The organism is Mycobacterium canetti CIPT 140010059 (genome assembly GCF_000253375.1).
GTDB lineage: Bacteria > Actinomycetota > Actinomycetes > Mycobacteriales > Mycobacteriaceae > Mycobacterium > Mycobacterium tuberculosis.
In genome coordinates this window covers 2,104,924-2,118,258 of the sequence record NC_015848.1, presented here as the reverse complement: position 1 = coordinate 2,118,258, position 13,335 = coordinate 2,104,924, and the positions used below count along the sequence as shown (strand labels likewise).

Below are 13,335 nucleotides of genomic sequence, written 5' to 3'. Positions count from 1 at the left end.
GGCATACCATCATGAGCGCGATCGGAGGAGGGTAATGAGCATCGATTTCACGCCGGATCCGCAGCTGTACCCGTTCGAGTCGCGCTGGTTCGACAGCTCGCGTGGACGCATCCACTACGTCGACGAGGGCACGGGTCCGCCGATCCTGTTGTGTCACGGCAACCCGACGTGGAGTTTCCTGTATCGGGACATCATCGTCGCACTGCGGGACCGTTTCCGTTGTGTGGCTCCGGATTATCTGGGTTTCGGGTTATCGGAGCGTCCCTCGGGATTCGGGTACCAGATCGACGAGCACGCGCGGGTGATCGGCGAATTCGTCGATCACCTGGGCCTGGATCGCTACCTGAGCATGGGTCAGGACTGGGGTGGCCCGATCAGCATGGCGGTCGCTGTCGAGCGTGCCGACCGGGTCCGCGGCGTCGTGTTGGGCAACACGTGGTTCTGGCCGGCGGACACGCTGGCGATGAAGGCCTTCAGCAGGGTGATGTCCAGCCCGCCAGTGCAGTACGCGATCTTACGGCGCAACTTCTTTGTCGAGCGCTTGATACCCGCGGGAACCGAGCACCGGCCGAGTAGCGCGGTGATGGCGCACTACCGGGCGGTGCAGCCCAACGCCGCGGCACGCCGAGGCGTAGCCGAGATGCCCAAACAGATCCTGGCCGCCCGTCCCCTGCTGGCACGGCTCGCCCGGGAGGTGCCAGCCACGCTGGGTACCAAGCCCACCCTGTTGATTTGGGGGATGAAGGATGTCGCATTCAGGCCGAAAACGATTATCCCCAGACTGAGTGCGACATTTCCCGACCACGTCCTGGTGGAGCTGCCCAACGCCAAACACTTCATCCAGGAGGACGCCCCCGACCGGATCGCCGCCGCGATCATTGAGCGCTTCGGCTGAACCTCTGTCGCTGAGCACCCCGCAACAGCTGGCATTGTTGGAGCGCGGGTGGCGACACCGAATAGCTCCCCACCTCCGACCACGGTCAACCCCGCACCAACACCTGCCGCCACCCCGAAAACTCCGCAACCCCGACAACGACCCATAGCAGCCGACACGTCAGCTACCCACCCAGTAGCACCCGGGCCTCGAGCTCGACCGGGGGCCGGTCGACGAGCGTTTAGGCAAAAGCCTCTACCGGCGGGCATGAGCAGACCAGGTTGCGATCCCCGTAGGCGCCGTCGATGCGACGTACCGCGGGCCAAACCTTGGGTCGGAATGCGGTGCCGAGCGGGTAGGCGGCCTGTTCCCGCGTATACGGGTGGTCCCAATCAGACGCCAGCAGGCACTGCGCGGTGTGCGGTGCGCCGCGCAGCGGATTGTCGTCGACAGGCCACTCCCCGGCCCCGACTTTGTCGATCTCGGCGCGGATGCCGATCATGGCCTCGCAGAAGGCGTCCACTTCGGCCAGGCTCTCGCTCTCGGTGGGCTCCACCATGAGCGTACCGGCCACCGGAAAACTCATCGTTGGTGCGTGAAAACCATAGTCTGCCAGCCGTTTTGCGACATCGTCGACGGTGATACCGGTCAACTTAGTGATACCGCGCAAGTCCAGGATGCACTCGTGGGCGACCATGCCGTTCTCGCCGGTGTACAGCACCGGGTAATACTCGTCAAGGCGGCGCGCAATGTAGTTAGCCGACGTGATCGCTGTCAGCGATGCCGCCCGCAGTCCCTCAGCCCCCATCATCCGGATGTATGCCCAGGTGATCGGAAGAATCGAAGCCGACCCATATGGTGCCGACGACACCGGATAGCCCTTGGGCAGCTCGGGGGCGAAGGGGTGACCTGGCAGAAACGGTGCCAGGTGCGCCCGCACCGCCACCGGGCCGACGCCTGGGCCACCGCCGCCGTGCGGAATGCAGAATGTCTTGTGTAGGTTGAGGTGACTGACGTCACCGCCGAACTTGCCCGGCCGGGCCAGGCCGACCAGGGCGTTGAGGTTGGCTCCGTCGACGTATACCTGGCCGCCCGCGTCGTGCACGGCAGCGCAGATCTCGGCGATGTCGTGTTCGTACACGCCGTGAGTGGACGGGTAGGTGATCATTAGCGCCGACAACCGCTCGGCATGCTCCCCGACCTTAGCGCGCAGGTCATCGAGGTCGACGTCGCCGTTGTCGTGGCAGTCCACCACCACCACGCGCATGCCGGCCAAGGCGGCTGACGCGGCATTGGTGCCGTGCGCGCTGGACGGGATCAGGCAGATGTCGCGATGCGGTTCACCCCGGCTGGCGTGGTACTCGTGGATCGCCAATAGGCCCGCATACTCGCCTTGCGAGCCCGCGTTAGGTTGCAGCGACACCGCGTCATAACCGGTGATCAGCACCAGCCAACTCTGTAGGTCGGCAACAAGTTGACGCAGCCCAGCGGTATCAGATGCCGGGGCAAATGGATGCTGACGCCCGAATTCAGGCCAGGTAATCGACTCCATCTCGGCGGCGGCGTTGAGTTTCATCGTGCACGAGCCGAGCGGAATCATGCTGCGGTCGAGGGCAATATCCTTATCCGCCAGCGCACGCAAGTACCGCATCATCGACGTCTCGGTGCGGTATTGCGTGAACGCTGGATGCGTCAGGAACTCCGATGTGCGCGTTGCGATGTCCGCATGGGCGGGTGCGGCGGCCGCTACACCGAACGCGTCCAGAACGACCGCCACGTGGGCGTCAGTGGTGGCTTCGTCGCAAGCTACCGACACATGGTCGGCGTCGACACGCCACAGGTTGATGCCGTTGGCCTTGGCCCTGGCCAGCACCTCGTCGGCACGACCGGGCACCCGGGCCAACACCGTGTCGAAGTACTTGTCGTGCACCAACGCATCGCCCAGTGCACCGGCGATAGCCTCGGCGTGGGCATGCACCCGGCGTGCGATGGCGGTCAGCCCGCCCGCGCCGTGGTAGCTCGCGTACATCGCGGCAAGCACCGCCAACAGCACTTGTGCGGTGCAGATGTTGCTGGTGGCCTTGTCGCGGCGGATGTGTTGCTCGCGAGTCTGCAGCGCCAACCGATAGGCCGGCGTGCCGTCACTGTCGACGGACACACCGACCAGCCGGCCGGGCAGCTGACGCGCATGCTTGGCGTGCACCGCAAGGTACCCGGCATGCGGGCCGCCAAACCCCATCGGCACTCCGAACCGTTGTGTGGTGCCAAAGGCGACGTCAGCGCCGATCTCTCCGGGCGGCGCGATCAGCGTCAGCGCCAACAAGTCGGCGCCGACGGCCACCAGTGCGCCACGGTCGTGGGCCTGTTGCACCAGGGCAGACCAGTCGGTGATCCGGCCGCTGGCCCCGGGCAGCTGGGCGATGACGCCGAAAAATTCGCCGTCGGGCAGACCGGCGCGCAGGTCGGCCGTGACGATCTCGATACCCAGCGGCTTGGCGCGGGTGGCCAGCACCGCCGCGGTCTGGGTGAACACGTCGGCGTCCACGACCACCCTCTTCACCGGCCCGCGGGCCGCGCGGTGCATCAAAGTCATGGCCTCGGCCGCCGCGGTGCCCTCGTCGAGCATCGACGCGTTCGCGATCTCGAGGCCGGTCAGATCGGTGACCAGGGTCTGGAAGTTCAGCAAGGCTTCCAGCCGACCCTGACTAATCTCGGGCTGGTACGGCGTGTAGGCGGTATACCAGGCCGGGTTCTCGATGATGTTGCGTAACAGCACCGGGGGGGTGTGTGTGTCGTAGTAGCCTTGCCCGATCATCGACACGGCGACGGTGTTAGCGTCGGCCAGCGCTCGCAGCTCGGCCAGCGCCTCGGCTTCGCTGGCAGCCGGTGGCAGACTGTCCAAACCCGGTGCGGCTCCGGTGTCGGTGAGTGTGTCTAGGATGCCCGCCGGGACCGCCTTGACTGCCAGGTCATCGAGCGAATCCACCCCGATCACGGCGAGCATGGTCGCGACGGCCTGGCTGTCCAGACCGATGTGCCGGTCTGCGAACGTCGAATGGTCGGACACGGTGAACTCCTGACAAAGCAGAGGACTAGCGGCCCTCTCCCTCTGTCTTCACCTGCACGCCAGGCGCCTGAGAGATTCGGCGACTCTGTCCACCGTCAGGTGAATCGCCTTTCCCCATCGGCGGGTGAGGACCGCCAGGGGTCGCCACCGCTTTCCAGAGGCATCGTAGTCTCGCGCGGTCCGGGTGCCTGAGAGGTTGACGGAGAGGTATTGCTCCTTCGGCGTCCGTAGCTGGCAGCCACAGAACTCTCCCGCACTAGAGCGATGCGTTGTCCAGTCTACTGCCGAGCAGACACACAATCGCATCCGAGGAGCCTGCCGCGTGCGATTCTGTGTCTGTTCGCGGGGGAACTCTCGGCTAGCCGATCTTGCGGTCGCGATGCTTGCGTCGGGAGGCCAGTTCATCTTCGGGGGCAGCAATCGACTCCCCGCCGTCGGCGCGCTCACCGTGGAAGTCGGCGATAACACCCGTCAGCTCCCGCATCGCGCCCGAGACGGCGATGCCGAACACACCCTGGCCGCCCTGCAGGAGGTCGACGACCTCCTCGGCCGACGTGCACTCGTACACGGTGGTCCCATCGGAGAACAAGGTGATGTTGGCCAGATCCTGGACGCCACGCTGGCGCAGATGGTCAACTGCAACCCGGATGTTGTGCAGCGAGATACCGGTGTCGAGCAACCGTTTGACGATCTTGAGAACCAAGATGTCCTTGAACGAGTACAGCCGCTGGCTGCCGGATCCTGCCGCACTACGGATCGACGGCACAACCAACGATGTGCGCGCCCAGTAGTCGAGCTGGCGGTAGGTGATCCCAGCGATCTGGCAGGCGCTCGGTCCGCGATAACCTACCAACTCGTCAGGAACGGAATCGTCGGGGAACAGGCCGGGCTGCACGGGTCCGCTGGCCGCAGCGGCGCCGTCGTTACCATCACCAGCAGTGCCCGTGTGGTCAGCAAAGTCGAGCTGGTCTTGACGTGGCTGCTCGCCCAAGGTGCTTCCTCTCGCCGATCGCGCTCTTGTCACTAGCTGCGTCACTGGCTCCCCCGACAGCCATTACTTAGGGCCCGAGTGTTAGAGAGCATACGCTGTTCGATGGGCGCGATGCTCCCGGTTAACTATCAAGTCGTGATCAAAGTATCGCGGTCGCCGGGCGCATTAGGCACTAACCGCTAGGCGTGTCGACAATTGCAGCCAGAGATGAGACGCAGCCGTGACGTTGCTGGCCGGCAAATAATGGATGCTCGCCGTCGCGGCGCGCATCGTCGCCGCGCTCGGCCTTATCGCGCGCCTCCTCAGCCCGCCGTCCCGGCGCGCATCGTCGCCGCGCTCGGCCTTATCGCGCGCCTCCTCAGCCCGCCGTCCCGGCGCGCATCGTCGCCGCGCTCGGCCTTATCGCGCGCCTCCTCAGCCCGCCGTCCCGGCGCGCATCGTCGCCGCGCTCGGCCTTATCGCGCGCCTCCTCAGCCCGCCGTCCCGGCGCGCATCGTCGCCGCGCTAGGTGGCCTTGAAATCGTCAGGTGACACACTGTCGAGAAACTCTTTGAATTTCTCCACCTCGTCCTCGCGAACAGCGGTGGTGGCCTCCTCGTCACTTTCGTCGGGAATCAGCAGACCGGCCTGGGCTAGTACGGCCTCCTCGACGTAGATCGGAACACCCACTCGCAATGCGATTGCCACCGAGTCCGAGGGACGGGCGGACACCTTGATATTGCGGTCGAAGATCAGATCAGCGTAGAAAGTTCCTTCCTGCAGGTCTACAATGCGCACCTCTTTGAGCGAATGCCCCAGCGCAGCAATGAGATCCCTGATCAGATCATGGGTCAGCGGACGTGGCGGCTCGACGCCTTGCTGCTCCAGCGCGATAGCGGCAGCCTCCGACTGGCCGATCCAGATCGGCAGGTATCGATCACCGTTGGCCTCGCGCAATAACAGCACCGGCTGGTTCTGCGGCTGCTCGACGCGAATGCCGACAACACGAACTTCACCCATCTGCGTCTGCCCTCCGCACATGCAACCGGTGTCCGACTCACGCTCGGTGCGACGACGCGGTGGGCGCCACGTCTCTACCGTGACGTCGAACACCAAGCTGTCGAACGAAGTCTAGTCCTCAGCGGTGAAGAACGTCGCGAACCGCAGACTTGATCAGCGACGTGTGCAAAGTTATGGCAAGCGCGGCCACCTCACGGGCCAAGTCGTCGGCCCGGTCGCGGGCACCGGCCTTGCCGGCCTTGACGAGCGGGCCGGCAATCTGGGCAATCAGGTCGGACTGCCGGTCGGCCGCGGAGCGGAAGGCGCGTAGATGCCGCGGCTCGACGCCGTATTCGGCCAGCGCTCGTGCGCATTGCAGGATCACGACGGCGTGTTCGTCGAAGAAGCCGCCCGGCCCGGTGGTGATCACACCGGCTTTGAGCAGGGCCGTCAGTAGCTCGTCGGCCACTTCCGATCGTTCCAGGAGGTCTTCCCGACTGAGCCGGATACCCGTGAGCGACACGGACGCGGTGTCCGACCCGACGCCGCCAGCACTGTCGCCGGCTACGGGCACCAATCGCGGTAGAACGTAAGGAGATCCGAATGGTGGCAACTCACCGTCGGGCTGGGCGTCCAGCTGGGCCCTGATCACCTTCAGCGGCAGGTAATGGTCCCTCTGGGCAGTGAGAATGAATCGCAGCCGTGCGCAGTCGTATGCGGTGAACCGCCGATACCCCGATGAGGCCCGCCGGGGCGTCACCAGACCCTCAGCCTCCAAGAATCGAATCTTGGAGATGGTGACATCAGGAAAATCCGGTCGTAGCAGGTCGAGGACCGCCCCGATCGACATCCCGGCCAGCGCGGGGCTATCGGGTGCGCTCACGGGCCCCCGGTACTCCCGTCATCCTCGCCTTGCTTGGGTCCGGTCAAGAACACCAACCGGAACTTGCCGATCTGGACCTCGTCGCCGTTCGCCAGCACCGCCGAATCCACGGGCTCGCGGTTGACGTAGGTGCCGTTGAGACTCCCGACATCGACGACATTGAATTCGTTGTTTTCCAACCGGAATTCAGCATGGCGACGGCTCACGGTCACGTCGTCGAGAAATATGTCGCTGTCGGGATGCCGACCAGCCGACGTGATGGCTTGGTCGAGTAGGAACCGGGACCCGGCGTTGGGGCCTCGTTTGACTACCAGCAACGCCGAGCCCGGCGGGAGCCCTTCCACCCCGGAGACCGCGCTCTCCGTACCCGCTTGCGCAGGAGCGTCCAGCTCGCTGAGGAAGTCTGCGCGGAAGACGGAGGTCGTCTCTACCGTGACTTCATCGGAGGTCTGGTCCTTCTCAATATCCGGGTTCATGTCCGTCACCCGCTGCTCCTCACTGGCCGCTGTGGCGTTGTCTGACCGAGTCGTTCGGCCGGCTTCCCGCTACTCTTTACCGCCTATTATCGCCCTTACTACTTTCTCGTGCCGCTGTCTCGACCGTACCGCGCACGGGTCCGCGATGTGCGCACCCCAGCGGATCCCAGGCTCGATTGCCCTGCCCCGCCCGGATCCGTGCAGACCCGCGACCTCCCACGTGACGCTGGCAGGGACCTTAGCAATCGTCACTCGGTCAGTGTGCCGCGGTAGGCCTCAGCGTCGAGCAGTGTCGTCAAAGCTGACTCCAGGGCAGCGACATCCGAGCTGTCGACCTGGATGTCCAGCAGCCAGCCGGCTCCGTAGGGGTCGGAATTCACCAATTGCGGAGTGCCGTCCAGATCGCTGTTGACCGCAGACACCTTACCCGAAATGGGCGCATAGAGATCCGACACAGATTTCGTCGATTCCACTTCGCCGAAGGTCTCGCCGGCGGTGACCGCGGTGCCGATAGCGGGTAACTGAACGAAAACGACGTCGCCAAGCGCCGACTGTGCATAGTCGGTGATCCCCACCCGGACGGTGTCGTCGCCACTGCGGCGAATCCACTCGTGTTCGGCGGTGTAGTGCAGATCGGACGGGATATCGCTCACGGTAATCCTATTCTGGTCGGCTCGGAGTTGGGCTAGTTCACTTGACGGGCTGAGCGTATTGGTGCTGTTTTGGTTGCCGCAAGGCGGTCACGTCCACACGGTCGGCCTGCTGCACAACCATCCGCCCGCCGACGCGTTTGACACCGTCCTGTGCACCACCAGGAATGTTCATCGCCGCGGCCAGCGTTGGAGGATCACCAATCGCCAGAATCGAATACGGCGGGGACAGGACCTTGGTGTCGACTGTCAGTGAGCCGGGCACACCGACAACCCAGGTGTCAACCCCGACCCGTACCGACCGGTGTGCATCGTTGATCTGGATCGCCTCGGCTCCAGCGGCACGCAGTTCGTTGATCACGTCGATCATCACCTCAGGCGCTACTCCGGGTCCCGGATCGTCGATCGTTATCATGACGCCCGGCCCGGTGGCACCCACGGCGCCGACCAGGATGGACAACGCGGCCAATCTAGCCTGGGCGCTTTCTAACGCTGCCTGATCGGTGTTGCCGGATGCCTGCAACGCGTTCAGCGTGTTCTGAAGGTCGATCACTTCGGCGTTCAACGTGGCCTCACGTTGCCGCAACGAATCCAACAACACCAATAGGTCTGCAGGACGGGCTGTTTCCAATGAATCACCGGAGTCGGTCTGACGGACCTGAGTGACTATGGCAACCCCCAGAACCAAGCACAACAAGATCGCAAGCGTCCCGAACACCAGACGCGAGCGACCACCCCGCAGTATTTCGGTCAATCTTGTCCGCCGCAGCGGTCCGACCTTGGAGCGCGGATGGTCGGCTGGTAGTTCGTGACGACCACGTCGCACGGCGTCGTGAGCGCCCGCGTCGGCTTGGGAGTGACGCGCAGTTGTGGCGGCGGAAGTCTCGGCTGCCACGGGTTCTGGGCGATTCTCACTCACGGTGATCTCATCTCCGTCACGCTCCGAACAACCGCCGCCGCAAGGCCGCGGTGTTGCCGAAGATGCGGATGCCCAGCACGACGATGATCGCGGTGGACAACTGTGTGCCGACGCCCAGTTGGTCACCGACATAGACGATTAGGGCAGCCACCAAAACGTTGAACACGAACGAAACCACGAAGACCTTCGGGTCAAAGATCCGCTCGAGATAGGCGCGCAAGCCACCGAACACCGCGTCGAGCGCGGCGACCACCGCGATCGGCAGATACGGCTGGATGACCTCTGGCACGCCGGGATGGAAAACCAAACCCAGCACGATTCCAACGGCGAGCGCCGCGATCCCGATCATGCGCGCCGGACTCCAGGCCGTATCGCTCCCCATGGTTTCCTATTCACCAGGACTTCTCTCACTAGGGCCCAATCTGTTTGGCGAACTTGACATCCCGGGTCGCACCGGCAGGCAATGCCAGACCGTCGCCGACGTTCACACTGACGCCGACACCGTAGGAGGTCTCCAGCAGCCGCAGGCGGTACAGCCCGGCGCTGCGATCGAAGACGTCCTGCATGGCATGTGGCGGCCCGACCGCCAAGATGGTGTAGGGACTACTCGTGGGATTATTGTCGACCAAGATTGCTCCGCCGGCTTGCCGGATCGTGACGTTCGGCCCGATCCGGACGCCATCGATCGAGATGGCCTCGGCGCCACTTTCCCACAGTGAGTTGACGACGAGCTGCAAATCGCGGTCGAGGATGATTTGCTGGCTACCGCTAACCCGCTGCTTGGACACGTCGGAAAGATTAGGGCTCGCACCGGGATCGGTCACGGTCACCGTCAGACCAGGCCCGACAACCGGTGCGCTGGCCGCGGCCAGGCTAAGCACGTCGAGACGGGCCAGCAGCCGCTGTCCCTCGGCGTCGTCTGCGAGTACGATCCGCCGCACGTCGTCGACTTTCGCCGAGAGTGTGCTGCGCCGTTGAGCCAACGTGGTGGCGGCGGCCTGGGTTGATCGCACACTCGCAACGAGCAACTGTTGGGCGGCGCGCACGCCGGGTGCCACCGAGCGCGCCTGCGCAACCGCGGCAGCGAACACGGCGGCGACTAGGGTCGCGGCCAATGCCTGCCACATCCAGCTGACGGCGCGGGCTTGCCAACACCGTGGTGCCGCAGCACGCTCGCGCTCGGCGGCAACCGCCGCGTATCCAGCATCCAGATGCTCTGATAGCAGCGCGCGCAGCAACGACGGAACCGGGATGCGTTGTGGCTGCGCCCCTGCGTGGGCGCTGTAGCCGGCGTTGGGGTCGTAGCCGCCGAGCAGCCGGTCAGACTCAGCCACGTTCACCAGCGTTCTGGGCCGCCGGCCGATGAGCCCTGCCCTTGAGCTTAGGCATCTGCCGCACCACCATCGTCATCTGCACTGCATACAGCACGAAGGCCCACAAGTAGGCATACATACCCCAGATCAAGAATGCCCAACCACAGGCCAGCAGCACATGGCTCCACAATGGATCGCATTGCCCCAACAGAATGGTCGGAAAGCCAACCATGAAGCCGAAAGTCGCTGCCTTACCGACGTAGGTCACCGGTAGCGCTGACAGTCCACGGCTCCATAGCAGCGGCAGCGTCCCAGCCAGCAGCGCATCGCGGGTCAGCAACGTAAGGACAAACCACCACGGCACGATGCCGCTCAGGCCAAACACGATAGGAACAGTGACCATGTAGAGGCGATCAACGGCCGGGTCCAGCAGCGCGCCCAGCCGCGATGACTGGTTTAGTAGCCGTGCAATCTTGCCATCAGCCCAGTCCGAAACGCCACTGAACACCAGGATCGCTACCCCCCAGCCATTGGCGTGCGCGCTGAGCACGACGTAGACGAATGCTGGGATGAGCGCGAGGCGAATAACGCTCAACATGTTGGGGACAGTCAGCACCCGATTCTGCGTGAGCACCGGCTCCATGAGCCGTGACCTTAGCCTGGCGACGATGCGCGCCGAAACGGCGGGCTGAGGAGCCGGGCAATCGGATCTAGCCTGGCGACGATGCGCGCCGAAACGGCGGGCTGTGGGGGCACCCCTAGCCGCGAGCGTAACGCCACTGCGATTTTCTGCCCGAAATTTCGCAGTGGCGTTACGCTCGGCGCTTACGCTGGGCAGCTCAGCGGAACACCCCGGGCAGACTGAGGGCAGAAAGCGTGTCACCGGACAGTGGGTTGTCATTGACCATGTAGGTCCATGTCGACGTCGGCCGGGCCGGTTTGGACAGGTCCAGCCCCGGCTCGTGGTCAAGGACGTTCGCGGTTTCGAACGTCTGTTGAGCCGCCTCGATGGCGTCGGCGGCCAGCGACGCGAACGCGTCCACAGCCATCCGGTGAAACTCGTCGAGTGGGTTCTGCCGGCCCAGCGCGCGTAGATGGATGCTCTCCCGGATGTCGGCCAGATACGCCAGGTGATCGGCCCAGCCACGGTCGAGGTGATACAGCATGATCTGCCGACAAATCGTCTCGAGGCGTTCCTCGGATACTTTGTCGGACAGCTCCTCGTACCGCTTAGGCGCCAGTTCGGCGAGTTCCTCACGCGCGGTTACGGTGCGCAACAACGTGTTACGCCGTTCGACGATGATGGCGCGCTGCTGGGCGATCAGCTGGTTGTAGCGCCACGTGTTGGCGTGCACATCCAATAACCGGCCCTCGGCAACGCGCTGGGCATGGTCGAGCAGACTACCCGTCCTCGGGCTGACAATCCGGCCATTTTCGTCGGTTGCCATCGGCAGCTTGTTGTGGTCGAGGTTGGCCGCAACGACATCGTCTTCCCAGCTTGAGAAAAACACCGACGACCCGGGATCTCCCTGGCGCCCGGCCCGACCGCGCAGCTGGTTGTCTAGCCGCTCGGTGTGGTGACGGCCAGTGCCGACCACGTGCAGGCCGCCCAATTCCGCGACCCTGTCGTGGTCAGCTTCGTCGGACCCGCCGAGCCTGATGTCGGTGCCGCGCCCGGCCATTTGAGTTGACACCGTGACCGCGCCGTATTTGCCGGCCTCGGCGATGACCCGGGCCTCCTCGGCGTCGTTCTTCGCGTTGAGCACCACGGCGGGCACACCGCGGCGCACCAGGCGTTCGTGCAGTTCCTCGGATTCGGCCACGTCGCGGGTACCGACCAGCACAGGCTGCCCCCTCTGGTGCACCTCGGTGATGTGCTCGACGATCCCGTCGTTCTTGGCTGCAGTGGTGATGTAGACCCGGTCGGCCTCGTCCTCGCGGATGTTTGGCTTGTTCGGTGGTATCGGTGAGACACCGAGCTGGTAGAACTGCCGTAGCTGCTCACCGGCGGCCAGCGCGGTTCCCGTCATTCCGCACACAGTCGCATACCGGTTGATCAGGGCCTGCACCGTGATGGTGTCGAGCACTTCCCCAGTTTCCGTGGTCTCGATACCTTCCTTGGCCTCGACCGCAGCTTGCAACCCGTCCGGCCAGCGCTGCAGTTGCGCGATACGGCCACGCGACGCGTTGATCAGGTGCACCGCGTCGTCGCGGACGATGTAGTGCACGTCGCGTTGCAGGAGCACATGCGCGTGCAGCGCGACATTGACCTCAGTCAGTGTGGTGCCGACGTGCTCCTCGGAGTACAGGTCGATGCCACCGAGCGCTTTCTCGACTTTGCGTGCCCCGTGCTCGGTCAAGTGGACATTGCGGTTATCGGAATCGGTGGCAAAGTACTCGTCGGCGTCCTTGTCGCCAACAAGCTCAGCGACCAGCCGGATGATCTCCAGCCGCGGCGTCTCACGATGTGTGGTTCCGGCCAGCACCAGGGGCACCAGCGCCTCGTCGACCAGCACGGAGTCGGCTTCGTCGATGAGAGCCACGTCTGGATTGGGCGATACCAGGTCATTGACATCAGTCACCAACTGATCGCGCAGTACATCGAAGCCAATCTCGTTGACCGAGGCATAGGTGACATCACGGTCATATGCGGTCCGGCGCTCGTCAGGGGTCGAGTCCGCGGTGATCCAGCCGACCGTCAGGCCCATCGCGTCCAGCAGCGGGCCCATCCACTCCGCATCGCGGCGGGCCAGGTAATCGTTAATCGTCACGACGTGCACGTGCCGGCCGGCCAGCGCATAACCGGCGGCCGCGATCGCCCCGGCAAGGGTTTTGCCCTCACCGGTGGCCATCTCGATCACGTCTCCGGCGAGCATGCGCAACGCGCCAAGCAACTGCACATCAAATGGTCGCAGCCCGGTCCTCCGCTCGGCGGCTTCCCGGGCAATCGCGAGAAACTGCGGGATATCGGCGGACTCCGCGAGGTCGTCGAGGTTGAGCAGGCCTGCCGCCTTACGCAGCTTCTCGTCGGACAGATCGGCAGCTTCCTTGTCGTATTCTGCCGAAGCGGTTACATCCGCCAGGGAGCGGCTCCGGTTCTTTTCGGTGCTGGCGCCGAGCAATCGCCAGAATCGGCTGCTCAGCCGGCCGGGTTGAGCGCGGGTGGTCTTGGGCACAAACCAAC

At 64.4% G+C, this 13,335-nt stretch carries 12 protein-coding genes and 2 riboswitches; of the genes, 1 reads left to right on the top strand and 11 read right to left on the bottom strand.

All coding sequences use genetic code 11. From position 1 onward, the window contains the following. The first annotated feature begins 34 nt into the window (after positions 1–34). Positions 35–895, top strand: coding sequence for a haloalkane dehalogenase (locus tag MCAN_RS09655; protein ID WP_003409254.1), 861 nt, complete (start codon positions 35–37; stop codon positions 893–895). A 220-nt stretch (positions 896–1,115) separates the two neighbouring features. Here MCAN_RS09655 and gcvP read toward each other — a convergent pair whose 3' ends face one another. From gcvP to secA2, 11 genes are all read right to left on the bottom strand, one after another. Beyond that, complete coding sequence (gene gcvP, locus MCAN_RS09650) at positions 1,116–3,941, bottom strand: aminomethyl-transferring glycine dehydrogenase (protein ID WP_014000965.1); 2,826 nt, start codon at positions 3,939–3,941, stop codon at positions 1,116–1,118. A 32-nt stretch (positions 3,942–3,973) separates the two neighbouring features. Then, positions 3,974–4,107, bottom strand: a riboswitch (glycine riboswitch). Beyond that, positions 4,108–4,205, bottom strand: a riboswitch (glycine riboswitch). Positions 4,206–4,299: 94 nt separating this feature from the next. Further along, positions 4,300–4,932 carry a MerR family transcriptional regulator gene (locus MCAN_RS09640; protein ID WP_003911669.1) on the bottom strand — a complete coding sequence of 211 codons (633 nt, stop codon included), beginning with the start codon at positions 4,930–4,932 and terminating at the stop codon, positions 4,300–4,302. A gap of 504 nt (positions 4,933–5,436) precedes the next feature. Next, positions 5,437–5,931, bottom strand: coding sequence for a bifunctional nuclease family protein (locus MCAN_RS09635; RefSeq protein WP_003409242.1), 495 nt, complete (start codon positions 5,929–5,931; stop codon positions 5,437–5,439). 118 nt (positions 5,932–6,049) lie between these two features. Then, positions 6,050–6,793: a transcriptional regulator FtsR gene (gene ftsR / locus MCAN_RS09630; RefSeq protein WP_003409239.1), complete on the bottom strand. Its 744-nt coding sequence runs from the start codon at positions 6,791–6,793 to the stop codon at positions 6,050–6,052. After that, positions 6,790–7,278 (bottom strand): glycogen accumulation regulator GarA, encoded by a 489-nt coding sequence (gene garA / locus MCAN_RS09625; RefSeq protein ID WP_003899041.1) that lies wholly within the window; start codon positions 7,276–7,278, stop codon positions 6,790–6,792. The genes ftsR and garA overlap by 4 nt, the downstream gene beginning before the upstream one ends. A gap of 239 nt (positions 7,279–7,517) precedes the next feature. Then, the gene (gcvH, locus tag MCAN_RS09620; RefSeq protein WP_014000964.1) at positions 7,518–7,922 is read right to left on the bottom strand and encodes a glycine cleavage system protein GcvH; all 405 of its coding nucleotides are present in this window, start codon (positions 7,920–7,922) and stop codon (positions 7,518–7,520) included. A gap of 37 nt (positions 7,923–7,959) precedes the next feature. After that, on the bottom strand, positions 7,960–8,838 hold the full coding sequence (locus tag MCAN_RS09615) for a DUF881 domain-containing protein (RefSeq protein WP_003899038.1): 879 nt from the start codon (positions 8,836–8,838) through the stop codon (positions 7,960–7,962). A gap of 16 nt (positions 8,839–8,854) precedes the next feature. Next, positions 8,855–9,220 (bottom strand): small basic family protein, encoded by a 366-nt coding sequence (locus MCAN_RS09610; RefSeq protein ID WP_003899037.1) that lies wholly within the window; start codon positions 9,218–9,220, stop codon positions 8,855–8,857. A 28-nt stretch (positions 9,221–9,248) separates the two neighbouring features. After that, entirely contained in the window at positions 9,249–10,172 is a 924-nt protein-coding gene (locus MCAN_RS09605; protein ID WP_003901262.1) for a DUF881 domain-containing protein, read from the bottom strand. Then, positions 10,165–10,794, bottom strand: coding sequence for a CDP-alcohol phosphatidyltransferase family protein (locus tag MCAN_RS09600; RefSeq protein WP_003409227.1), 630 nt, complete (start codon positions 10,792–10,794; stop codon positions 10,165–10,167). Before MCAN_RS09600 ends, MCAN_RS09605 begins: the two co-directional genes overlap by 8 nt. A gap of 196 nt (positions 10,795–10,990) precedes the next feature. Next, positions 10,991–13,327 (bottom strand): accessory Sec system translocase SecA2, encoded by a 2,337-nt coding sequence (secA2, locus tag MCAN_RS09595; RefSeq protein WP_041180083.1) that lies wholly within the window; start codon positions 13,325–13,327, stop codon positions 10,991–10,993. Positions 13,328–13,335 lie beyond the last annotated feature (8 nt).